This window comes from Chryseobacterium daecheongense (assembly GCA_027920525.1).
In the GTDB taxonomy this organism is placed as follows: Bacteria; Bacteroidota; Bacteroidia; order Flavobacteriales; family Weeksellaceae; genus Chryseobacterium; species Chryseobacterium proteolyticum.
Genome location: CP115858.1, coordinates 1,475,457 through 1,496,520 on the forward strand (window position 1 = coordinate 1,475,457; position 21,064 = coordinate 1,496,520).

The 21,064-nt window shown below is 38.7% G+C and carries 22 protein-coding genes; 6 read left to right on the plus strand and 16 right to left on the minus strand.

Features of this window, described 5'->3' with window-relative positions:
- Nucleotides 1-6 precede the first annotated feature (6 nt).
- Nucleotides 7-597: a GTP cyclohydrolase II gene (ribA, locus tag PFY10_06425; GenBank protein ID WBV58075.1), complete on the minus strand. Its 591-nt coding sequence runs from the start codon at nucleotides 595-597 to the stop codon at nucleotides 7-9.
- 338 nt (nucleotides 598-935) lie between these two features.
- Here ribA and PFY10_06430 point away from each other — a divergent pair, with 338 nt between their 5' ends.
- The 5 genes from PFY10_06430 to PFY10_06450 all read left to right on the plus strand — a co-directional run bounded on the left by PFY10_06430 (nucleotide 936) and on the right by PFY10_06450 (nucleotide 5,828).
- Entirely contained in the window at nucleotides 936-2,414 is a 1,479-nt protein-coding gene (locus tag PFY10_06430; GenBank protein ID WBV58076.1) for a cryptochrome/photolyase family protein, read from the plus strand.
- Nucleotides 2,414-2,695 carry a TIGR03643 family protein gene (locus tag PFY10_06435; protein ID WBV58077.1) on the plus strand — a complete coding sequence of 94 codons (282 nt, stop codon included), beginning with the start codon at nucleotides 2,414-2,416 and terminating at the stop codon, nucleotides 2,693-2,695. Before PFY10_06430 ends, PFY10_06435 begins: the two co-directional genes overlap by 1 nt.
- A gap of 10 nt (nucleotides 2,696-2,705) precedes the next feature.
- Nucleotides 2,706-3,404: an SDR family NAD(P)-dependent oxidoreductase gene (locus PFY10_06440; protein WBV58078.1), complete on the plus strand. Its 699-nt coding sequence runs from the start codon at nucleotides 2,706-2,708 to the stop codon at nucleotides 3,402-3,404.
- Between the two features lie 35 nt (nucleotides 3,405-3,439).
- Nucleotides 3,440-4,087, plus strand: a complete 648-nt coding sequence (locus PFY10_06445; protein WBV58079.1) for a MarR family transcriptional regulator — start codon at nucleotides 3,440-3,442, stop codon at nucleotides 4,085-4,087.
- A 181-nt stretch (nucleotides 4,088-4,268) separates the two neighbouring features.
- A complete protein-coding gene (locus PFY10_06450; protein WBV58080.1) occupies nucleotides 4,269-5,828 on the plus strand; it encodes a sigma-54 dependent transcriptional regulator in 1,560 nt (519 codons plus the stop codon).
- Here the strand turns inward: PFY10_06450 and PFY10_06455 are convergent.
- The 14 genes from PFY10_06455 to PFY10_06520 form a co-directional block, all read right to left on the minus strand.
- Nucleotides 5,807-6,448 carry a TMEM175 family protein gene (locus PFY10_06455; protein WBV58081.1) on the minus strand — a complete coding sequence of 214 codons (642 nt, stop codon included), beginning with the start codon at nucleotides 6,446-6,448 and terminating at the stop codon, nucleotides 5,807-5,809. The genes PFY10_06450 and PFY10_06455 overlap by 22 nt on opposite strands.
- Before the next feature lie 127 nt (nucleotides 6,449-6,575).
- Nucleotides 6,576-7,928 carry a sigma-54 dependent transcriptional regulator gene (locus PFY10_06460; protein WBV58082.1) on the minus strand — a complete coding sequence of 451 codons (1,353 nt, stop codon included), beginning with the start codon at nucleotides 7,926-7,928 and terminating at the stop codon, nucleotides 6,576-6,578.
- 12 nt (nucleotides 7,929-7,940) lie between these two features.
- A complete protein-coding gene (locus PFY10_06465) occupies nucleotides 7,941-10,208 on the minus strand; it encodes a tetratricopeptide repeat protein (protein WBV58083.1) in 2,268 nt (755 codons plus the stop codon).
- A 45-nt stretch (nucleotides 10,209-10,253) separates the two neighbouring features.
- Complete coding sequence (locus PFY10_06470; GenBank protein ID WBV58084.1) at nucleotides 10,254-10,919, minus strand: YoaK family protein; 666 nt, start codon at nucleotides 10,917-10,919, stop codon at nucleotides 10,254-10,256.
- Nucleotides 10,920-10,923: 4 nt separating this feature from the next.
- Nucleotides 10,924-11,397, minus strand: a complete 474-nt coding sequence (locus PFY10_06475; protein ID WBV58085.1) for a DNA starvation/stationary phase protection protein — start codon at nucleotides 11,395-11,397, stop codon at nucleotides 10,924-10,926.
- Nucleotide 11,398: 1 nt separating this feature from the next.
- Nucleotides 11,399-11,824, minus strand: coding sequence for a DoxX family protein (locus PFY10_06480; protein ID WBV58086.1), 426 nt, complete (start codon nucleotides 11,822-11,824; stop codon nucleotides 11,399-11,401).
- 12 nt (nucleotides 11,825-11,836) lie between these two features.
- Nucleotides 11,837-13,726, minus strand: coding sequence for an amidohydrolase (locus PFY10_06485; GenBank protein WBV58087.1), 1,890 nt, complete (start codon nucleotides 13,724-13,726; stop codon nucleotides 11,837-11,839).
- Between the two features lie 6 nt (nucleotides 13,727-13,732).
- Nucleotides 13,733-14,476: a peptidase M17 gene (locus PFY10_06490; protein ID WBV58088.1), complete on the minus strand. Its 744-nt coding sequence runs from the start codon at nucleotides 14,474-14,476 to the stop codon at nucleotides 13,733-13,735.
- Between the two features lie 20 nt (nucleotides 14,477-14,496).
- Nucleotides 14,497-15,885 (minus strand): alginate export family protein, encoded by a 1,389-nt coding sequence (locus PFY10_06495; GenBank protein ID WBV58089.1) that lies wholly within the window; start codon nucleotides 15,883-15,885, stop codon nucleotides 14,497-14,499.
- A gap of 19 nt (nucleotides 15,886-15,904) precedes the next feature.
- Entirely contained in the window at nucleotides 15,905-16,537 is a 633-nt protein-coding gene (locus PFY10_06500; protein WBV58090.1) for a hydrolase, read from the minus strand.
- Nucleotides 16,538-16,569: 32 nt separating this feature from the next.
- Entirely contained in the window at nucleotides 16,570-17,481 is a 912-nt protein-coding gene (locus tag PFY10_06505; GenBank protein WBV58091.1) for an alpha/beta hydrolase, read from the minus strand.
- Nucleotides 17,482-17,606: 125 nt separating this feature from the next.
- On the minus strand, nucleotides 17,607-18,095 hold the full coding sequence (locus tag PFY10_06510; protein WBV58092.1) for a MaoC family dehydratase: 489 nt from the start codon (nucleotides 18,093-18,095) through the stop codon (nucleotides 17,607-17,609).
- 27 nt (nucleotides 18,096-18,122) lie between these two features.
- Entirely contained in the window at nucleotides 18,123-18,944 is an 822-nt protein-coding gene (locus PFY10_06515; protein WBV58093.1) for an alpha/beta hydrolase, read from the minus strand.
- 260 nt (nucleotides 18,945-19,204) lie between these two features.
- Nucleotides 19,205-19,717 (minus strand): YceI family protein, encoded by a 513-nt coding sequence (locus PFY10_06520; protein WBV58094.1) that lies wholly within the window; start codon nucleotides 19,715-19,717, stop codon nucleotides 19,205-19,207.
- A gap of 197 nt (nucleotides 19,718-19,914) precedes the next feature.
- Between PFY10_06520 and PFY10_06525 the strand changes: the two genes are divergently transcribed.
- Nucleotides 19,915-20,505, plus strand: a complete 591-nt coding sequence (locus PFY10_06525) for a Crp/Fnr family transcriptional regulator (protein ID WBV58095.1) — start codon at nucleotides 19,915-19,917, stop codon at nucleotides 20,503-20,505.
- A gap of 77 nt (nucleotides 20,506-20,582) precedes the next feature.
- On the opposite strand, the gene PFY10_06530 is transcribed toward PFY10_06525, so the two are convergent.
- Complete coding sequence (locus PFY10_06530) at nucleotides 20,583-20,930, minus strand: helix-turn-helix domain-containing protein (GenBank protein WBV58096.1); 348 nt, start codon at nucleotides 20,928-20,930, stop codon at nucleotides 20,583-20,585.
- Nucleotides 20,931-21,064: the final 134 nt, after the last annotated feature.

Genomic DNA, 21,064 nt, shown 5'->3' on the forward strand with positions numbered 1-21,064 from the left:
AAAAAATTATACCTTTTCTAAAAGATGTCCGAAATAATCTTTCTTTTTTGCCAGGTAACTTTCATTGACCTCATTCGACTCTATTTCCAGCGGAATTCTATTCTTTAGCTTAATTCCACTGTTATCAAGAGATTTCAGCTTTTCAGGATTGTTGGTCAGCAGATTAATTTCATTTACTTTTAAAATCTTCAGCACTTCTATCGCGATATCAAAATTTCTGCCATCAGCCGGTAATCCCAGTTTCAGATTAGCTTCTACCGTGTCAAAGCCTTTTTCCTGAAGTGCATAAGCTCTCAATTTGTTGATGATTCCGATATTCCGACCTTCCTGACGCAGATAAATAATCATTCCGCCGTTCTCATGCACATATTTCATAGCAGCATCCAGCTGTTGCCCGCACTCGCATTTTTTAGAATGAAAAACTTCGCCGGTGATACACTCCGAATGAAAACGCACATTCACCGCAGTACTAAAATCTGTATTTTCCGCCACCCAAACCAGATTCGGATTCCAATCATCTTCGAACTCTGAAAATGCATAAACAGTAAACATTCCAAAATCAGTTGGAATATTCGATTGCGCTTGTATTGTCAACATAATTTAAAAATTAAAAAATCATATAGTACAAATTTATACTTTATTTTAAATAAAAATAAAATTATTTACTAAATTTGTAGATAAATACATTTTCTTGTGCAGGAAAATCCAATATCACACAGGAAAAAAAACTGAATTATATATTGAATACCAAAAAGTTATAATAAATGAAAGAGAAGTCCCGGATCAATGTTTCACTAATTACAACCTTTCGAAATTAATTTTTTTGACAAGGTGAAATAAAATAAAATAAAATTGAGCACTGATAAATAACAACCGGCCTTTTAATCCAGAGAACAGGCAAAACTTTACAACCCTAAGCAAGAATTCAGACGATTATGGCTAAAATAATAAAACATACCGCTCAACTGATTTTTCCGCATCAGCTTTTTGAGGATACTGATTACCTTATCCAAGATCAGCCGGTATTTTTGATAGAGGAATTCTTATTTTTCAGGCAATATGCGTTTCATAAACAGAAGATAGCTTTTCATCGTGCGACAATGAAGTTCTATGAACATACATTGAAAAAATCCGGTTTTGAGGTTGAATATATCGAAAGTTCATCAAAATACTCAGACATCAGAAACTTAATTCTGAAACTGGAAAACGACCATTTTAAAACTATAAAAACGACAGATGTTTGTGATAATTGGCTGGAAAAAAGATTAAGACAAACCAAATTAGATCTTGAAATTCATGACAGCTCTCTTTTTTTGAATACCAAAGAAGAGCTGAAAGATTACTTTGAAGGGAAGAAATCATACCATCAGACTGATTTTTACAAGCAGCAGAGAATCACCCGGAATATCCTGATGAAGGCAGGAAAACCGCTGGGAGGAAAATGGACCTATGATACGGAAAACCGAAGAAAATATCCTAAAAATAAAAAAGCACCTTTCATATATTTCCCGACAAACAATCAATATTATGAGGAGGCGAAAGAATATACCGAAAAACATTTTTCAAAAAATTACGGAATTCTTACAGATGAACAGCTTTATCCTACAACTTTCAAAGAAGCTGAAAAATGGCTTGAGCAATTCCTGGAAATGCGTTTTCCGGAATTTGGCATTTATGAAGACAGCATCGTGGAGAAAGAATATTTTCTGCATCACAGTGTTCTTTCTCCATTAATGAATGTAGGACTTTTAACTGCGGAAAATGTTTTGGAAAAAGCCATTTCCTTTGCAAAGGAAAATGATATTCCGGTAAACTCACTGGAAGGTTTTGTTAGACAAATTTTAGGATGGAGAGAATTTGTCCGGGGCGTTTATCTTTATCAGGGTGTAGATCAGCGGAATAAAAATTACTGGAAACACAAGCAAAAACTTCCGGCATCTTTTTATACTGCTAAAACGGGAATCCAGCCAGTTGACAGCTCAATTCAGAAAATTTTAAAAACCGGCTATGCACACCACATCGAAAGGCTGATGATTTTTGCTAATTTAATGAACCTCTGCCAATTCGATCCTGATGAAGTATATCAGTGGTTTATGGAAATGTTCATTGATTCTTATGACTGGGTAATGGTTCCGAATGTATATGGAATGAGCACCTTTTCGGATGGTGGCAAAATGAGTACGAAACCCTACATCAGTGGCAGCAATTACATCAAAAAAATGAGCGATTATCCTAACGGAGAATGGGCAGAACAATGGGATTCACTTTTCTGGAACTTCATCAATGATAACAAGGATTTTTTCGCCAAAAACCCAAGGCTGGGCATGATGTTGAGAACGCTTGAAAAAATGCCGGAAGAACAAAGGAAAGAGCATATAAAGAGAGCAAAAGCATTTATTGAAAATCTGAAATAATGAATAAAAATTTCAACATACGGGAAAGGGACCGGATTATCGAGATGGCCTGGGAAGACCGTACTCCATTTGAAGCTATAGCATTTCAGTTTGGGATCAGAGAATCTGAAGTGATTGAAATAATGCGTGCTGAATTAAAAGAATCGAGTTTTAAACTTTGGAGAACGAGGGTGAATTCCGGGGTGAGTCAAAAACATTTAAAAAAGCGAAATGAAGATATCATTCGCTTTAAATGCAGTAGACAAAGAACCATTAGCAATAATAAAATTTCTAAAAGATAATAGAGTAATCATGAAAAATATTATCATCGTCGGATGTGGAAAAGGAATTGGACATGCAACAGCAGAAATCCTTTCCGAACAAAATAAAATCATAGGAATTTCAAGAACAATAAATCCCGGGGTAAATCACGCTAATATAACATTCCATCAAATGGATATTCTTTCCGGAAATTTAGATGAAATTACTTTTCCTGAAGTTGTAGACGGACTGGTGTACTCTCCCGGAAGCATTAATCTGAAACCGTTTAACAGGCTTTCCATAGATGAGTTCAAGAATGATTTTGAAATTAATGTGATAGGAGCAGTGAAAGTTATTCAAAAGCTTTTACCGAATCTTAAAAAATCTGAAAGTGCCTCTATTGTACTTTTCAGTTCTGTAGCGGCAAAACTGGGAATGCCGTTTCACTCTTCAATTGCTGCCAGCAAAAACGCTGTGGAAGGTCTTACCAAAAGTTTAGCGGCTGAATTTTCGGCACATAAAATCAGGGTAAATGCCATTGCCCCTTCTTTGACAGATACTGAGCTCGCCTCAAGCCTCTTATCAACTCCTGAAAAAAAGGAAGCATCCGCTAAAAGGCATCCTCTGCAAAGAATTGGAAATGCTGAAGAAATCGCGGAAATGACAGCTTTTTTAATTTCCGATAAATCTTCCTGGATTACGGGCCAGATTTTTGGAATCGACGGTGGAATGGGAAGTGTGAAACTTTAACGTAAAAAGATATATTTTTAGATTAAATTTGTGCCATGAATACCGATTTTTTCATTGATTTGCTTCATCAGGTAAAAGAATTTGAAAACTCCGAAGCTTGTAAACCTCATTCTACCACTGAGGATTTCCGTCTTTGGATGAATGATCAGAAATACAGAAAAGAAAGCCCTACAAAGCTTTTTAAAAATGAAGAGCATCAGGTTGCTTTTACCGAAAATGAAATCTGCAAACAGGTTCTGCTTTTGGCAAGATATTCCAAGCAACTTATTAGAAAAGGGCTTAATGACTTTCCTGAATTAGCCAATGAAGAATTCACCTATCTGTATAGACTGAAAGATGAACCAAACCTGACTAAAATTCAGCTCATTGAAAGAAACGGACATGAGAAACAGACGGGAACTCAAATTATCAAGCGTTTATTGGAATACGGTTTAATTGAAGAAAAAAACGACAGCGAAGACAAAAGAAGCAAACGTCTGAACATCACTAAAAAAGGAGAAGATTATTTCCACCGTTCTGTTAAAAAAGTAAATATCACTTCAAGAATTCTTGCCGGGAAGCTTGAAAATAATGAAAAAAATGAGTTTCTGGAATTACTCAGAAAGCTTAATGATTTTCATTCTAATCTTTACTTTCAATATAAAAATTCTAATATTGACGAGATTACTGAAGCATTCGACTAGATCCAGAATTACGTGAAGTTTAAACCATGATCTCCTTAAATCGCCTATTCCCGGACCGACACCGGTTGTAAAGGCTAAACCACCAAATAAAGATTCTCTCTTCGAGGTTGCTTTTTTGTTTATTTAAATGAGATCTTTTTCTCAATTTTCCTATCTTTAAATTTTCAAGTAAGAATTTTCTATGAGCAAGCCTTCTGATCCTAATGCAGAAATGATGAAACGCCTGCAGGACATGCAGAAAGAACAGCTTATCATTGTCCGTTTAGCCAAAGACTTTTCTACCGTTTTAAACAAAAAACAACTTCTTTCTGTTCTCAATACCTCTTTCAAAACTGAACTGGGCTTTAATGATTGTATGATCATCAGGGATTACAGAGGGACTATTGAAATGCTCATCAGTGGGATTGAAAATCAAAATTATACTATAGATCATGCACTTGATACGTATTTAAAAAAATGCCTTGATTCCGCGGAACCCCTGTTTTTTGATCTTAAAGAATTGTCATCACTTCCTTCCTGTTTTACCGAAGTTAGAAATTCGGGAATGCGAATGGCTGTGGGATTAGGTCTGCCTGCTGTTAATGAAAATAAAAATGTGCTTTTCCTTTTCTACAGAAATTTTATCTCAAGAGATGCTATTCCGGAAAGAATTTTAAACAGCGTTTCTACCCAGGTTTCCATTACTCTTCATAATATTGATGTTCAGGAACAATTGAAAGCGTTTCAGGGAAATATCCAGAACTTTCCTAAAGAAACTGAAGAAGAAAAGAAAAGTGAGTATGGCTTTCATGGAATTGTAGGACAAAGTGAAGTAATGCAGACTATTTTTGAACAGATCTCGCAGGCAGCTCCATCACAATCCAATGTCATCATCTTTGGAGAAACGGGTACAGGAAAGGAGCTTATAGCAAAGGCTATTCATGAACTTTCAGAATTTTCGGGAAAGAAGATGATCAGGATAAACTGTGCGGCTATTCCTGCCAATCTGATAGAATCCGAACTTTTCGGGCATGAAAAAGGAAGCTTTACCGGAGCAACCGAACAGCGGAAAGGAAAGTTTGAACAGGCGCAAAACAGCACCATTTTTCTGGATGAAATAGGTGAACTTCCCCTGGAATTGCAAGCCAGACTTCTGAGGGTTCTTCAGGAAAAAGAAATCGAAAGGATCGGGGGAAACAAAAGAATAAAAGTGAATGTAAGGATCATTACGGCCACCAACAGGAATCTTGAAAAAGAAGTCGCGGAAGGACGGTTCAGAAGTGATCTTTTTTACAGGCTGAATGTATTTCCTATCCATCTTCCTGCCTTGCGGGAAAGAAAAGAGGATATTCCTTTACTGGCAAACTACTTCCTTGAGAAACTCTATTCTAAGACAGGCAAAAAGATTACCGGTTTTTCTCAGAACGTGGCAAAAATGATGATCGCCAATCCATGGCTCGGTAATATCCGTGAACTGGAAAATATGGTTGAAAGAAGCATGCTGACGGCAAAAGGAAATATGATCAGGGAAATGGATTTTCCCAAAGTTATTAACTCTCAAAATACGGATCAGGATTTCCGGATCAAAACGCTCCAGGAATTCGAAAAGGAATATATTCTAAAAATAATCAAAAAATGTAACGGCCGTATTTTTGGTGAAACAGGTGCTGCAAAGCTGCTGGGATTACCGCCAACCACGCTGATTTCCAAAATGCAGAAACTCGGAATAGAAAAAAAACACTATTTCAAGGGATCTGAATAATGTTTGTCAAGCTCCATTTCTATTTTCCCGGAAGACAAAGCCCAGAAAATCCAAAGGCCTAAAATGATCAGCAGCGACAAGACCGGGATCCAGAACGACAGGATTAATGCAATCACATAAATCGGAAGCCCGTAAAGGTAATTATTATGGATCTTTTTTATAGCAGCATCGGTAATACCGGGACGCAAAAGTTTTTTATTCCGGGTGGCCAGAAACCATAATAAATTATAAGCAAGATTGATCAGAACAAAAATACCGGTATAAAGTGCCACAACAACAGAGGAAGCTTCACCGTCAAAATACCTTGCCAGCAAAGCGGTAGGATAAGAAACTGCTGAAACCAGAAAAAGGATCAGTCCATTCGCAAACATAATTGCGGAATTCCGACTGTAGATCTGTTTGAAGATCTTATGATGGTTTACCCACATGATGAAAATGCTGAAAAATGAAAGGATAAATGCCAGAAATGCCGGCCATTGATTCTTCAGAAAGACCAGCAGATCATTCCCGTTCTGTATTGAATGCTCTTCAGGGAAATGAAGGTCCAATACCAAAAGCGTAACAGCTATTGCAAAGACGCCATCACTGAATCCTTCTATTCTGAGTGTTTCTTTTTCCATAATTACATGATTGATTTATTATTTGATATTCTGCGTAAAGGCATAATGATTTTGTCCTCAAATTATTTGAAGAATTATGATTAAAAAAATGAATGAAAATATAGTCTCCGGTTAGCTTTGCCCGTGATTATTTATAGCCTTTGTCAATTCCTAATTTTTTCATTTTGGAATATAAAGTCTGAGCTTGTATTTTCAGCAGCTCTGCAGCACCGCCAGGTCCGGAAACTTTTCCGTTAGAAGTCTGAAGCGCACTTATAATATGATCTCTTTCCATATCTTCCAATGATTTCAGCTGGCCTGGCATTTCAGAAGATTTTTCAATGATTTTGGGCAGATCAAAGCTTTCTATTTCTGCGGTTTTGGCCAACAGAACACTTCGTTCGATCAAATGCTCCAGCTCACGAATGTTTCCCGGCCAGTGATAATTCAGCAACTGTTCTAATGCTTTTTCACTGATAGAAGTGATATTTCTTCTCGAAGCAGCGGCATATTTATTCAGGAAAAAATGGGCCAGCAATACGATATCTTCCTTTCTTTCTCTCAGCGGAGGCAGTTCTATAGGGAAAACATTCAAACGGTAATACAGATCCAGCCTGAATCTTCCTTCCGCCACTTCTTTTTCCAGGGAGCGGTTGGTCGCTGCAACAATTCTTACATTTACTTTAACTGTATTATGTCCACCAAGCCGTTCAATTTCCTTTTCCTGTAAAACTCTCAGTAATTTAACCTGTGAATCCAGTGGCAGTTCCCCTATTTCATCCAGGAAGACTGTTCCTCCGTTGGCTTGTTCAAATTTTCCGATCCTCAATGTATTGGCTCCGGTAAAGCTTCCTTTTTCATGTCCGAAGAGCTCGGATTCGATAAGCGCATGCGGCAGTGCGGCACAGTTGACTACAACAATAGGATGAGCGCTGCGGTCTGAAAGCTCATGAACGGAATGAGCCACTTTTTCCTTACCCGTTCCGCTTTCCCCGACCACCAGAACAGACGTATCTGTAGGAGCTACTACCCTTATTTTTTCAACGACATCCTGAAGTACCTTGCTTTTCCCGATAATTCCTTCAATCACTTCACGATTTCCGTTATCTGTGCACAGTTCACAGCCTCTTTCCATATCATAACGGTATCTGGCAATATCAAGCATAACAATCATATCACGCTCCCGGAAAGGTTTTACCATAAATCCGTAGGGCTGCGTTTCTTTCACTGCTTCCAGGGTAGACTGGTTGGTATTGGCTGAAATATATAGAAAAGGCAGATTCATTTCACGCAGTTCCCAGGCGAGATCAATTCCTGTGAGGTCTCCTTTTAAAATGATATCAAGAAGTACCCAATCCGGCTTGCTGTCTGCAATCAGTTTTCTGGCCTGAACCACCGAAGATGCGATTCCTGTGATCTGGTAACCGGCCTTCATCAGCATCAGCTTCAGATCATTGGCTACAATAAATTCATCTTCTACAATTAATATTTTTTCTTTCATGATAGTCAGCCTTTAGTTGGAAGGAGTTATTTCTGTATTTCTTCTGAATGTAATTGTAATTTTTAATCCACTTTTATTTTCGAGATGGAAGGTCCCGTCTAACTGGTCAGTAAGCCCCCGCATCAGGTTCATTCCCAGAGATTCCGTTTCTTCAATATTGAAATCATTGGGAAGCCCTACTCCATTATCTGATATAATCAGTTCACAAAGATGGTCATCCGTATTTTTGAATGAGACGGAAACTTCACCTTTCCGGTCATCCGGAAACGCGTATTTTACCGTATTATTGACTGCTTCATTAACAATTAATCCCATAGGAACTGCCTGGGCGACGTCAAGTAACACTTTATCGGTATCCACTGTGAAATTAATTTTTTTGTCATATGAATAACATTCTTTGATATAAGTGATCAACTCATAAATATACCATGACATATCAATCATCGAAAGATTATCGGACTGATAAAGTTTCTGATGGATAATGGACATAGCATGCATTCTGTGCTGGCTGTTCTGGATAGCCATCAGGGCATCTTCATTATCCAGGTAAGCAGACTGCGTATTCAGCAGGCTGATCACAATCTGCAGATTGTTTTTGACCCTGTGATGGATCTCTTTTAAGAGCCATTCTTTTTCGGCAAGTAATTTTTTCAGCTGTTCGTTCTGTTCATCAATCTGCTTACGTTTCAGTTCCAGGTTTTTATTGGCATTGCTTTTTAATCTTGATCGGTTATACAACAAAGCAGCAAAAAGGATCAGTGCCAGAATACTTCCAATGAAAACATATCTGATAAAGGTATCATTCGCAATCTTAATATCCTGTAGTTTTGCTTTCTGGGTCAGCAGCTGAATGTTTTTATCTTTCTGTTCTGTCTCAAACTGAATTTTAAGACTGTTGATCTGCTTGCTTTTTTCGCCGTTAAAAACAGAATCGGAAAATTTTTTGTACAGCTGATAATGCTGTATGGCATCCAGGTATTTTCCCTGTATGGAATCTGCTTTGAACCACATTAAATGGTTTTCCGAACGAAGCATATCATTTCCGTTATTTTTGGCTATCGAATCAAAAAGCCTCGCTTCGCGGTACATTTTATCAAAGTTCCGGGTCTGGTAATGATAAAAAACAAAGCTTCGCAGCAATGAAGCCTGCTGATTGTTCTTTTCTGCATTTTCACCGTAATAGGCGACCAGTTTTTTGTAGTAGGCTTCGGCTTTATTAAACTGCTTTAAAATAGTATAGGTGCTGAACAGGATATAATTTTCTGACATTTCAAAATCCTGGTCTACGATAGGGTAACGTTCTCTATATTCTTCTATCATGGTAATAGCCTGCTTAAACTTTTTCTGCCTGATCAGCATCGTAGAAATATTATTGGCAACGGTTCTGATGTAGCTGTTATCTTTATTTTTTTTAGCAGTAGCTAAGGATTTTTCCCAATATCTCATGGCATCGTCGTTCTGGCGGAGATAGTAATACACCATTCCGATATTGCTGTAAATAGAACACATCTGCAAAGAATAATCATTTACGCTTTCTGCTGTTTTTTCTGCCAGAAGACCATAACGGAGCGCTTCCCCATAATCCGCCTTCTGAATTTCAACCTGGGAAATAAGGTTATAAACACTCTGTAATTCTCTGAATTTCACCGACTGATAAACAGAAAGGGATTGCCTGAGCAAACCGAGCGCTTTATCAGGATTTTCTTTGATATAATATAGTTCTCCAAGATCTTTTAAGACGCCTGCCTGATTCAGTTTTGATCCTGAATTTTTAAAAAGTTCCAATGCTTTTTCTTTCAGTCTAATTTTAGTATCAAAATACTCGGGTTTATTGTCATACATATACGATAACTCGTTATATGCCTCTCCGGTCTGTTCCTTAAATTGATGGGTTTCAAAATAAGCAAGTGCTTCTTTCATTTTGGATAAAGCAATGTTTTTACTGCCTCTTTCTTTATCTAGTTTAGCATCCAGAAATATGAGCTTTCCGGCAAACATCAGATCTCCGGATTTTATATTCAGTGCTTTTGCCTGTCTGTTCAGAATAGCGGCACTGTCGAGATCAGCCTTCAACTCTCCTTTTTTACTAATATAATAGTTACTCAGCCGCAACAATAAAGCGGTTTTCTGAGCAGTATTGGGGGAAGAGGAAATCTGTTTTCTCAACAGTGCAGGATTTTCTTGGATTTGTGCTTTTATACTCCATGAAAACATAAAAACCAATGAAAAATATACTACTTTAAATAGATTTTTAGATAAAAAATAAAGCCAGAAATTCATTTTTTAAAGGTAATATTTTATACCGTATTTTGCCATAGTCCCGTACTAGTTTTTACGGTGATAAAAATAGCAGATGATCATGGCCAGCCCCGGTAAAATCAATGTTTCGAGTCCAAATTGTTTTCCCGCATATGCCCCTAAAAAACAGCCTATCAGAAATCCAAGTATGGTAACCAACTGCTTCTTCAGGCTTGCCCAGGCTTCAGGGTGTTGAAAGCCACTTGACAGAAGCGTTCCAAAATCCAGGGAAGCCTGGGTTACATTTCCTGTCATCATGGTAGTAGGACCATGGGTTTCCTTTGCATAGAGTTTCCCGAAAGCATTCTGAAGCCCCATCGCAAAAACGGTCATCATAGCCACAGTATACATCATAACTTCTGAAAACGTTCCGTAGTAACTGAGAACGGCAACAATAATTCCGGCTAAAAAAAGCAATGTTCCTTCCCAGAATAACAGCGTGTAATGATTGATAACTTTCCCGGCAATCTTCCCTCCTGCCATAACCGCGAGAATAAAGACCGGAAAAGTAAGCAGCTTTACCCAGGCATGAATATCCGATCCCTTCACAAACTGATAGGCAAATACAATAAAGTTCCCTGTAACATGTGCCGAAAAAAGGGCATCTGCCGCTACAAATGTCACGGTATCACAGTATCCGGCAATCATGGTTAACAATAAGGTGACAAAGCCGATATTATGTTTTACTTCCATTTTTCTATTTTAAATGTGAACGGAGCATCCAGGCCATTTTCTCATGGGCTTCCAGTAATCCTGTAATGTAGTCGCTTGTCCCTGAATCACGGAATTCCACAGCGAAGTTTTCAATATTTTCACGAAGATGAATGATGATACTTTCGTGGTCGGAAAGAAGCGCTCTGATGTAAGTTAGGCTGTCGTTCGATTCAAGATGGTGCTCAGACAAATGGGTTAATTCAAGATATTCCCTTAAAGTAGCCGGTGCATAATGTCCCAGCGTCCTGATTCTTTCAGCCAGATCATCAATGATGTCGTCCAGCTGCCCGTATTGTGCTTCAAAAAACAGGTGTTTATTGTAAAAATCCGGTCCTTCGACATTCCAATGTGCTTTTCTAGTTTTGGTATACAATACAAATTCGTCTGCTAAAGTGGTAACCAGTACCTCAGCAACTTTTGCTAAATTTTCGTTTTTAATTCCGATTGAAGTTTTCATTTTATAAAATATTTAATAAGTAATAATCAAGTGAATATCTTCCTGCACCCAATGCAAGAATCAGTAACAGGGAAAGGGTGTACATAAAAGGAACATCCCGCACTTCCAATGAATCCTTTCTATGAACCACAAAATATCCGATAGCCGTCACACCAATGGTCGGTAAAACCGCAAGCCTGGTTCCCAATCCTGAAATAATCAGAAACGGAACTATCAGATCAGCAAATGAAGCGACTATGGCATTGAGTTGATCAGGCAATCCCAGAGGGTTTGGAATGACTTCCCTTTGCCCGTTTTCCAACCTGAATTTCTTTAAACCATGGACTCTGAACAGCTGAATGGCAAGGAGTACCCGGAAAACCAGAAATGAAGCATCATTGCATGGTGAGCCTAAATCCGATGAAAGGATCTGTTTTAAAATTTCCATATGTATTGATAGTTAAAAGGCAAAGCACGAACAGCCTAGAGCTCCCCAGAATGTGTGGTAATTATTAACGGGCACATTGCTCATTCTTGCCTGGTTATGGTTATGATGGTGAATATCGCAGCTTCCTGCACAGCTGTGAATTTGTGAGGTCAGCGGGGCTTTTAAATCCTGTTTCGCATTTTTCTCAATTTCTTTCTGAAAATGTCCGCCTGCAGGGTAATATCCGTTGTAAAGATTGGTGGGAGACCAGTCCGGAAGCACAGGAATAGATGGTGGTGCATAAGATAAGAATGTTCCTTTGGCATAGACTATTTTCCCGTCTACAATGGTCATTTCCGCTTCAATATTTTTGATCTCTTCATCATCAACCGTGAAATAATCCTGATCAAGAACTGCCAGATCGGCAAACATTCCCACTCTGATATCACCTTTTTTCTGCTGTTCCTGAGAGAACCATGCGCTGCCTTTTGTATACAGTTCCAGTGCAGTTGACCTGTCCAGCTTTGTTTCATGATACAGTTGAAGTCCGCCAACAGTTTTACCTGCGGTCAGCCAATACATGGAAACCCACGGATTGTAGCTGCTTACCCTTGTGGCATCTGAGCCTCCACCTACAGGAACTCCCATTTCCAGCATTTTTTTTACGGGTGGTGTACTTTCTGCGGCGCCGGAACCATAACGGTCTGCAAAATATTCTCCCTGATAAGCCATTCTGCTCTGGATGGCGATTCCTCCGCCAAGCATTTTTACCCTTTCGATATTTTTTTCATCAATGGTTTCTGCATGATCAAAAATCCATGGAAGACCATTAAAAGGAATATCCCGGTTTACTTTTTCAAAAACATTTAAAAAACGGGTGATGCTTTCATTATAGGTTGCATGAAGTCTGAATGGCCAGCGGTTTTCTACCAGTAAACGGACTACTTTTTCGAGATCTGCTTCCATGTTTTCAGGTAGGTCAGGTCTTGGCTGAAGAAAATCTTCAAAATCGGCTGCAGAAAATACCAGCATCTCTCCTGCCCCGTTGTGACGGTACATATCATCCCCCTGATATAATTTTACCGTGTCGATCCAATCGCTGAAATCTTCAAATTCATGCTTTGGTTTCTGGGTAAAAAGATTATAGGCGATCCTTACGGTAAGCTGTTTTTTCTCATTCAGTTCGTTCACCACCTGATAATCATCCGGAAAATTCTGGAATCCTCCGCCGGCATCAATGACACTGGTAATTCCGAAGCGGTTCAGTTCTGTCATAAAATGCCTTGTGGAATTCAGCTGGTGTTCGTAAGAAAGCTTCGGGCCTTTTGCCAGTGTTGAGTATAAGATCATGGCATTGGGTGTGGCAATAATCAACCCTGTGGGTTCACCGTTAGCATCTCTTTCAATATGTCCGCCTGCCGGAGCCGGAGTATCTTTGGTAAATCCTACTGCTTTTAATGCTGCCCTGTTCATTAAAGCCCTGTCGTACAAATGCAGGATAAAAACAGGCGTTTCCGGGGCAATGGCATTAATTTCCTCCAAAGTAGGCATCCTTCTTTCTGCAAACTGGAATTCGGACCATCCTCCTACGACACGAACCCATTGCGGAGAAGGCGTACGGTCTACCTGGTCTTTTAACATTCTGAGCGCATCAGCCAGTGAGGGAATACCGTCCCATCTTAATTCCAGGTTGTAATTCAATCCGCCACGAATCAGGTGAATGTGAGAATCATTGATTCCCGGTACTACTCTTTTCTTTCTGAGATCAATAAGTTCTGTAGATTCATCTGCAAACTGATCTGCCAGTCTGTCATTTCCAACCGCAATAATTTTCCCGTCTTTAATGGCCACTGCAGAAACTTCCGGAGTTTCTTTATTGAAAGTGTGGATTTTTCCGTTGTATACGATAAGGTCTGCTTTCATCTTTAATTATTTGGTGTTCAACTTCGATATAGCTTCCTGAATTCCTCCTCCGGCAACGGTGAAAAAAGACGGTCCGGCCAGCAGAATCAATTTTTTTAATTTCATGGTATCGGATAAATGCTGAGCTTTTAAATAAGACTGCGTACGGTAGGCATCAAAAGCGCCCAAAACCACATTTTCTGCCACCAGGGCTGTCGGAGAATCAATTCCGGCATCTTTGATATCACTGGCAAAGGATACGGTATGTACCTGTAGTTTCAAAGCTTCTCTCATGGCAACACTTCCTACTTCTTTCATCAGTTCGGCATCGAAAGAGTTTCTGTTCCCCAGGCCGATCAACAGCAGTTTTCCGGAGGCAAGGCTTCCTTTCGGAGGATTAATTAATAAGGTTTCCAAAGCGTGTCCTTTGAACTGTCCTTTTTTACGGACTTCTGTAATAATTCCTTTTAATGCTTCATCCAGATGAATCATTCCGTTCAGTTCTTTGGGAAGCGCCGGCGGATTAAAAATATCTCCTTCCGTATACTCGAAAACACAGGCGATCTGCAAATCTGCTTTGGCAGCAGAAGGTCCCTGCACCAGTCCTACAACGGAAATTCCGTCAACAGTTCCCCATGTTTTTGAGGTTCCAATTGCTGTTTTTTCTGCAACAGCCTGTGCTGAAACGAATTGGGTTCCCGCAGTTGCCAACACCAATACTGTAAAGAGTGTTTTTGACCAATTGATATATTTTGAAATTGAATTTTGCATAATAAATGATTTAATAATGATTAAAATTTGAATCCCAGCCGGATATTCCAGAAAACACCGCTTTTTGCATCCTGAATGATATCTTCAATAAAAGGTCCTTTGTGGAAATACTGAAGTCCGCTCACCAAAGAGAAGTGTTTGTTGAAATTATAGGTAAAGCTGGTTAAATAAGCCGTTCCGATATACCTTTTATCTGAGCTGCTTCCGGGGCGGTTCAATGCTCCGCTTGGCCGGTAGACACCGTCGTTCAGGGAATATCGCCAGTTGAAGACAACATCCACCTGCATTTTGAGTCTGGAAGTCAGATCAAGGGTCATATACGGATGAATATCAATTAAATTGACAGGCCCCACCTGAGGGCTGAAGCCGAAATAGCCTCCTTTCGGATATAAAGGATTAAAGGTATTGAGCTTTCCGTCATTTTTAGAATGATCTCCTGATATATAATCGTTTCTCAGATTAATGCTTGGCTTGAATGTAAGGTTTTCAAAGAGATACCCTACATCCACAGAGCCCGTCCATGCACTGATCTTTTCGTTTCCAAAACGTCCGAACTGATAGGCAGCTTCCAGGTTATAGATAAATCCGCCGCCATATTTCCAGAGTCTTCCGCCAATTGTGTGACGCTTTTCTCTTGCTGTTCCGGCTTCAAAAACAGATTCGTCTCTTCGGATTCCGAGGTAATAGAGATCAAGATTTCCGGCTTCGGGAATAATAATTTTGGAATAAAGTCCCCAAAGATTAAGCTGCTTTGAAATGGTATTATCAAAAACGCCGGTCCTGACAGAGTCTGTCATCATCGCAAAAGCATCTAAAGAAACATTTTTATAGGAATACATGATTTTGGCTCCTGTAAAAGACAGCCTTGCATTGGGCCCTTCCCTTACAGAAATTAATCTACCCGAACCGTAGTCCAGCTCCTGTCTTCCCAGTCTCACTGTCAGCTTCTGATCTTCCCTGTTCACCAAACCTGCATCCAGAAAGAGATTCTGAATACTCAGCTGGTCTTCATCAATGCCTCTTGAACCGTTTTTTCTTCCGTTTTGCAAAGCACTTCTGATCTGTGAAAATATTCTGAAGTTTTTCCCGAAATGCCAGTCTGCATGAAGGTCATAGCGTTGGAGAAAAAAGTCGTTGTGTCCTATGTTAAGCCTTCCCCAATCTTCGTTGTTGAAATCCACATATTCATATCTTGCCTCGCCACCCAATGAGAGATAGATGTCTTTCTTTTCGTTGAGAGGGAGATATTTAATGTTATTATAAAAGCTTTTGGTGGAATCTTTCAGATATTCATAATTTTCGTCATACCGCAGAAGTTTAAAGCTCTGGGATGAGAACGTTTCAGAATATAAAAAAACTGTTATGATAAAAGCTTTTAAGAACAGTATTGAAGGTGCAGATTTCAACATTGAAAATGGTATATGAATTTTAGTGATTCAGCATATGGTGAGCATAGTGGATTCCCAATCCGTAAGAAGCACCATATTTTTTCATCAGGTCAGTTACAGGGCCATAGGTTTCCTGGCGTGCCCAGTCTCTCTGAAGTTCAAGGATATACTGAATGGAAGTCATGGGCTTTACTCCTGAATGGATCATTCTCTGTACCGCTCTTTCATGCGCCTCATCACTCACATCGCCACAGGCATCGGTAATGACATACACGTCATAGCCTTCCTCAAGTGCAGATAATGCCGGCCCCACAATACAAACGCCTGTCCATAATCCTGCGAGAACCAGTTTTTGCTTCTTGGTTCCTGTAATGGCTTTATAAGCGGCTTCATCTTCCCATGTATTCATCGTTGTTCTGTCGATATACCCTGATGTTGCCATAGGATATGCTTCTTCGATTTCCGGGAAAACAGGACCTGAAAAACTTTGTTCAGCAACCGTAGTAACGATAGTCGGAACATTGAATATTTTGGATGCTCCACACAGTACTGCTACATTATTACGCAGTTCGTTCATAGAGATACTTTTGGTTGCAAATGCCATTTGCCCTTCAAAATCAATTAATACCAATGCATGATTTTCAGGAGAAAGTAGTTTGGTTGATGGTTTCATAAAGTTTATTTAGTTGTTATTTAGTTTGAATTTTATTGCTTAAGAAATTTTAATAATTCTTCATTGAATTTGTCTTTTTCTTCGAGGAACAATGCATGTCCGCTGTTTTCAAAAGGAATAAGCTTAGATCCTTTAATAGCTTTGTTCATTTGCTCTGCTAAAGCATAAGCCACTATCCTGTCCTGTTTTGCCTGCATGATAAGGGTTGGAATTTTGATTTTCGGTAAATCTCCACGAAGGTCTTCGTCTCTTAAAGCGATTAAAGCCTGCTCCATTGCATAAGCAGATGACTGCATTTCAATCCCTCCAAGCCAGGTTCCTACACCGGGTGAAACAGAAGTTGCGGATAAAACAAATCTTTCACCTATAGTGTTCAGTAATCCCGGTCTGTCTACGCTTACAAGGTCTATCCATTTGGTAATATCTTCTTTTGTAAATAGCGGATAAGGATAATCCGGTTTTTTGGTATGAACAGGCGCAGCAGCAGCGAATAATGCAAGTTTACTGACATGGGCACTGTTGTATTTCGCCACGTAATGCAAAGCAATCGCACCGCCCATAGAATGGCCGCCCAACGTAGCATCTTTGATATCCAGTTTGTCCAAAACAGTTTTGATATCAGAAGCAAACTGGTCATAATCATATTTTCCATAAGGCTTATCCGACTGTCCGAATCCTCTCAGAGTGATTCCTATAACACGATAACCCGCTTTGATTAAAGGAAGATACTGGTACTCCCATGAAGCATCACTTACCGGATAACCGTGGATTAAAACAACTGGCTTACCTTCTCCAAGGTCGGAAACATGAAGTCTTATATTAGGTTCCACTTCGATATATTCTGCTCTGGCTTTCGTAGATTTTGCCGTATTTTGTGCATTAATATTGGTAAGGAATACCGCTGATAAAAGAACGGCAGTACCAAAAATTGATTTTAGTTTCATAATGATGATATTTAATGGCTGGTTTTTGACAGATTTATTGTAAACATGTCAAAATGGTATTGAATCAGCTGCCTTCTCTAAAAGGTTCTCCATTTAAAAAGAAGACAGCAGATTCAAAAAAGAAATTATCTTTTTAGTAAATATTTATGCTGCCCTTCTAAAACGAGTTCAGATTTTTGGTTATAGACTCTCACTTTTGTGGTCACTATACCTCTGTCTTCCTGTGGCGTTAAATCGGTGATTTCCAACGAAGAATAAAGCGTATCTCCTGAATGTACCTCCTTCAAAAAATGACATGATAATTCTAAAAAGGCAATAAAAACACTTCCGAAATAATGAGGCAAAAGAGTTGCACCCGGTGCGGTAAAAGCCAATACCTGCAAACCGTGGACTACCGGAGCTTCATGACCGTACCTTTTTGCATATTCCACATCGTAATGGATCGGATGATTATCACAGGAAACCGTTTGAAATGCTGAAGCATGTGCATCTGTAAGAGTTCTGCTTGGCGCCCTGAACACTTCACCTACTTTCAGTTCATCGAAAGTACGGGCAGGCACAATAGCAAAATCTTCAGGATTGAATTCCGCTTCGTGAGTTTTTGAGTTTTCCATATATTTTGGATTTGAATGGAATGATAATTATTCAGCAATAAATTCCAAAAGGTCTTTATTGATGGTTTGATGCTCTGTAGTGGGCATTCCGTGAGGGAACCCCGGATATGTGATCAGTTTTCCGTTCTTTAGTAATTTAATTGATTTTAATGCCGCATTGGCAATAGGGACGATTTGGTCATCCTCACCATGCATCACCAAAACAGGAATATCCACAGCTTTTAAATCTTCGGTTAAATCTGTTTCTGAAAAAGCTTTGATCCCGTCATAATGAGCAACAATTCCTCCCATCAATCCTTGTCTCCACCAGTTTCTCTGAACTCCGTCCTTTACACTCGCTCCTTCTCTGTTATAGCCATAGAAAGGGAAAGTAAGATCATAATAAAACTGGTTTCTGTTGTTCATCGTCTGTTCTCTGATATCATCAAAAACTGACATCGGAACACCGTCAGGATTATTTTCACTCTTAACCATTACCGGCGGAATGGCACTGATCAGAACCGCTTTCTTAGCTCTTCCGTTTGCATATTTGTTAACATAACGGATCACTTCTCCACCTCCTGTTGAATGCCCGATGTGTACAACATCTTTCAGATCTAAAAATTCAACCAGTTCTGCAGCATCAGAAGCGTATTGTTCAATAGTATGATTGTAGATATTCTGGCTGGAGCGTCCGTGGCCTCTTCTGTCGTGGGTAACCACTCTGTAGCCTTTCTGTAAAAAGAAAATTACCTGTGCATCCCAGTCATCAGATGATAATGGCCACCCGTGGTGAAACATCAAGACAGGTCCTTGTCCCTGATCTTTGTAAAAAATTTCTGTTCCGTCTTTTAATGTTAATGTGCTCATTGTTGTATTATTTTTTGAATTAAACTTATGAGCATAATGCCAAAAAATAACCCAAAACAACAAAACACCTGATTTACAGAATATTATTTAAAATATCATAATAAAAAAAACTACGAAATATCGTAGTTTTATGATTGCATTATTTAGTTTTGTATAAAGAAAGTTCAATGAAAATAAATTCCATTAAAATTCCGATCATAAATAAACAAAAGCCTTTGAGGTTCCAAAGGCTTTTCTATTGTTTGCTATTTGATGTTTTCTTATTGCTGTTTTACAAACTGTAAATCGCCCGCAAGTTTCACCTCATCGCTTACCATTACTCCTCCGCCCTCAAGCGCAGCATGCCAGGTAAGTCCGAAATCTTTTCTATTGATTTTGCCTTCAAAAGAAAATCCTGCTCTTGTATTTCCGTATGGATCTGCTTTAATTCCGTTGAAATCCACATCAAGAGTAATTGGTTTTGTAATGTGGTTAATGGTAAGATCACCCTTTACTTCATTGCTTAATGCAGAAGCTTCAAAAGTGATTACAGGATGTACTTCAACATTAAAAAAGTCTGCCGATTTCAGGTGATTGTCTCTGTCGGTATTGTATGTAGATATAGAATCTGTCTGAATAGTTGCTACTGTTTTTACATTGGTAAAAGTATCGTCTTCTGCTTCAAGCTGCACATCAAAATTGGTGAAATTTCCTTTGACATTTGAAATCATCATATGTCTTACCTTGAAAGTTATTTCACTGTGTGTTGGGTCTAGGTTCCATTTTGTAGCCATTGTAATTATATTTTAAAGGTTATTTATATCACAAATTTACAGGCATCCAAGTCTGGAAGTTGTTGATATTTGATAATAAATATTTTGCATCAAATTGATTCAATGATTTATTTTGATAACGGATTTGATAATAACTTTTAATGACCAGATAATTTTCATTAAATTCGTAAATCAAGAAATCAGTTCAGGACCTAACTATGAATATCAATCAGGACAGTTTTTTAATTCTTTTCAGTTATATCGAAGCTCACAGCTCATCCACATTAAGTTCTGATGACAAAAAATTTATACGAGAGTTATTTGTTTACAAAAAAATTGAAAAAAAACAGTTTTTTCTAAAGCAGGGAGAAATTTGCAAATACTGTGGTTTCATCATTAAGGGAGCAATGAAACAATATTCTGTGGACGACTCTGGAAAGGAAAATGTCATCAACCTTTATCTGGAAAACTGGTGGGTAGCTGATCGAGAAAGTCTATTAGGCTCAAAACCGTCCATTTATACTATTGAAGCCTATGAGGATACTGAGATGTTGATGATTTCAAAAGAAGACATTAACGAAATGACAAAAGTTCCGGCTTTAAACGAATTGACAAAACGATTGGATATGAACCACGGCATAGCGATGCAAAATCGCATCAATAATGCAATAAGCCTTTCCGCAGCAGAACGTTATCATAATCTTTTTAAAACTCATCCTGCATTTTTACAAAGATTTCCACAACATCTTATTGCATCGTATTTGGGAATTACAAAAGAAACTTTAAGCCGTATCCGTAAACAGAAATAGATTTGAGAAAAATTTAATAAGAATCACCAATTAAATAGTTAACGTTATTTTGAGCGTTAATAATTAAATCAAGCAAGCTATGAATGTTTATCATGCTCTACCATTCTTGACAGAATCACTCTTCTCAGTCTATCTTCATTCTCGTCGCCCCAACCGCCTAATACAGAAATTACAGGAATTAGTGTCTTACCAAAATCTGTGAGTGAATATTCAACTTTGGGAGGGACCTGAGCATAGATTTTTTTAGTGACAAGTTCATGCTCTTCAAGTTCTTTTAATTGAATATTTAATACACGCCTTGATGCATCAGGAATTTTACGCTGTAATTCACTTGGACGCAGATGTCCCTGATAGATAAACCATAGCAGGCGGATTTTCCACTTGCCATAAAGGACTTCACCAATAAGGTCAAGGCCACAGTTCAAATTCAAAGGTATTTTTCTTTCATGCATATACAAATGTAGCCCAATGTACCAAATTGTACAATAGGGGAATAAATTATCCCTATGCAATTCGATTTTCCGTTATTGCCTAAAATAGTGATACTTCGGAAATTTGT

Coding starts and splice junctions, on each gene's coding strand:
- PFY10_06485 (WBV58087.1), bottom strand. CDS start 13,726: ATGAAAGCAGACCTTATCGTATACAACGGAAAAATCCACACTTTCAAT.
- PFY10_06510 (WBV58092.1), bottom strand. CDS start 18,095: ATGGAAAACTCAAAAACTCACGAAGCGGAATTCAATCCTGAAGATTTT.
- PFY10_06435 (WBV58077.1), top strand. CDS start 2,414: ATGAATAAAAATTTCAACATACGGGAAAGGGACCGGATTATCGAGATG.
- ribA (WBV58075.1), bottom strand. CDS start 597: ATGTTGACAATACAAGCGCAATCGAATATTCCAACTGATTTTGGAATG.
- PFY10_06455 (WBV58081.1), bottom strand. CDS start 6,448: ATGGAAAAAGAAACACTCAGAATAGAAGGATTCAGTGATGGCGTCTTT.
- PFY10_06430 (WBV58076.1), top strand. CDS start 936: ATGGCTAAAATAATAAAACATACCGCTCAACTGATTTTTCCGCATCAG.
- PFY10_06445 (WBV58079.1), top strand. CDS start 3,440: ATGAATACCGATTTTTTCATTGATTTGCTTCATCAGGTAAAAGAATTT.
- PFY10_06480 (WBV58086.1), bottom strand. CDS start 11,824: ATGGAAATTTTAAAACAGATCCTTTCATCGGATTTAGGCTCACCATGC.
- PFY10_06470 (WBV58084.1), bottom strand. CDS start 10,919: ATGGAAGTAAAACATAATATCGGCTTTGTCACCTTATTGTTAACCATG.
- PFY10_06505 (WBV58091.1), bottom strand. CDS start 17,481: ATGAAACTAAAATCAATTTTTGGTACTGCCGTTCTTTTATCAGCGGTA.
- PFY10_06495 (WBV58089.1), bottom strand. CDS start 15,885: ATGTTGAAATCTGCACCTTCAATACTGTTCTTAAAAGCTTTTATCATA.
- PFY10_06460 (WBV58082.1), bottom strand. CDS start 7,928: ATGAAAGAAAAAATATTAATTGTAGAAGATGAATTTATTGTAGCCAAT.
- PFY10_06520 (WBV58094.1), bottom strand. CDS start 19,717: ATGGCTACAAAATGGAACCTAGACCCAACACACAGTGAAATAACTTTC.
- PFY10_06515 (WBV58093.1), bottom strand. CDS start 18,944: ATGAGCACATTAACATTAAAAGACGGAACAGAAATTTTTTACAAAGAT.
- PFY10_06525 (WBV58095.1), top strand. CDS start 19,915: ATGAATATCAATCAGGACAGTTTTTTAATTCTTTTCAGTTATATCGAA.
- PFY10_06465 (WBV58083.1), bottom strand. CDS start 10,208: ATGAATTTCTGGCTTTATTTTTTATCTAAAAATCTATTTAAAGTAGTA.
- PFY10_06500 (WBV58090.1), bottom strand. CDS start 16,537: ATGAAACCATCAACCAAACTACTTTCTCCTGAAAATCATGCATTGGTA.
- PFY10_06475 (WBV58085.1), bottom strand. CDS start 11,397: ATGAAAACTTCAATCGGAATTAAAAACGAAAATTTAGCAAAAGTTGCT.
- PFY10_06450 (WBV58080.1), top strand. CDS start 4,269: ATGAGCAAGCCTTCTGATCCTAATGCAGAAATGATGAAACGCCTGCAG.
- PFY10_06490 (WBV58088.1), bottom strand. CDS start 14,476: ATGCAAAATTCAATTTCAAAATATATCAATTGGTCAAAAACACTCTTT.
- PFY10_06440 (WBV58078.1), top strand. CDS start 2,706: ATGAAAAATATTATCATCGTCGGATGTGGAAAAGGAATTGGACATGCA.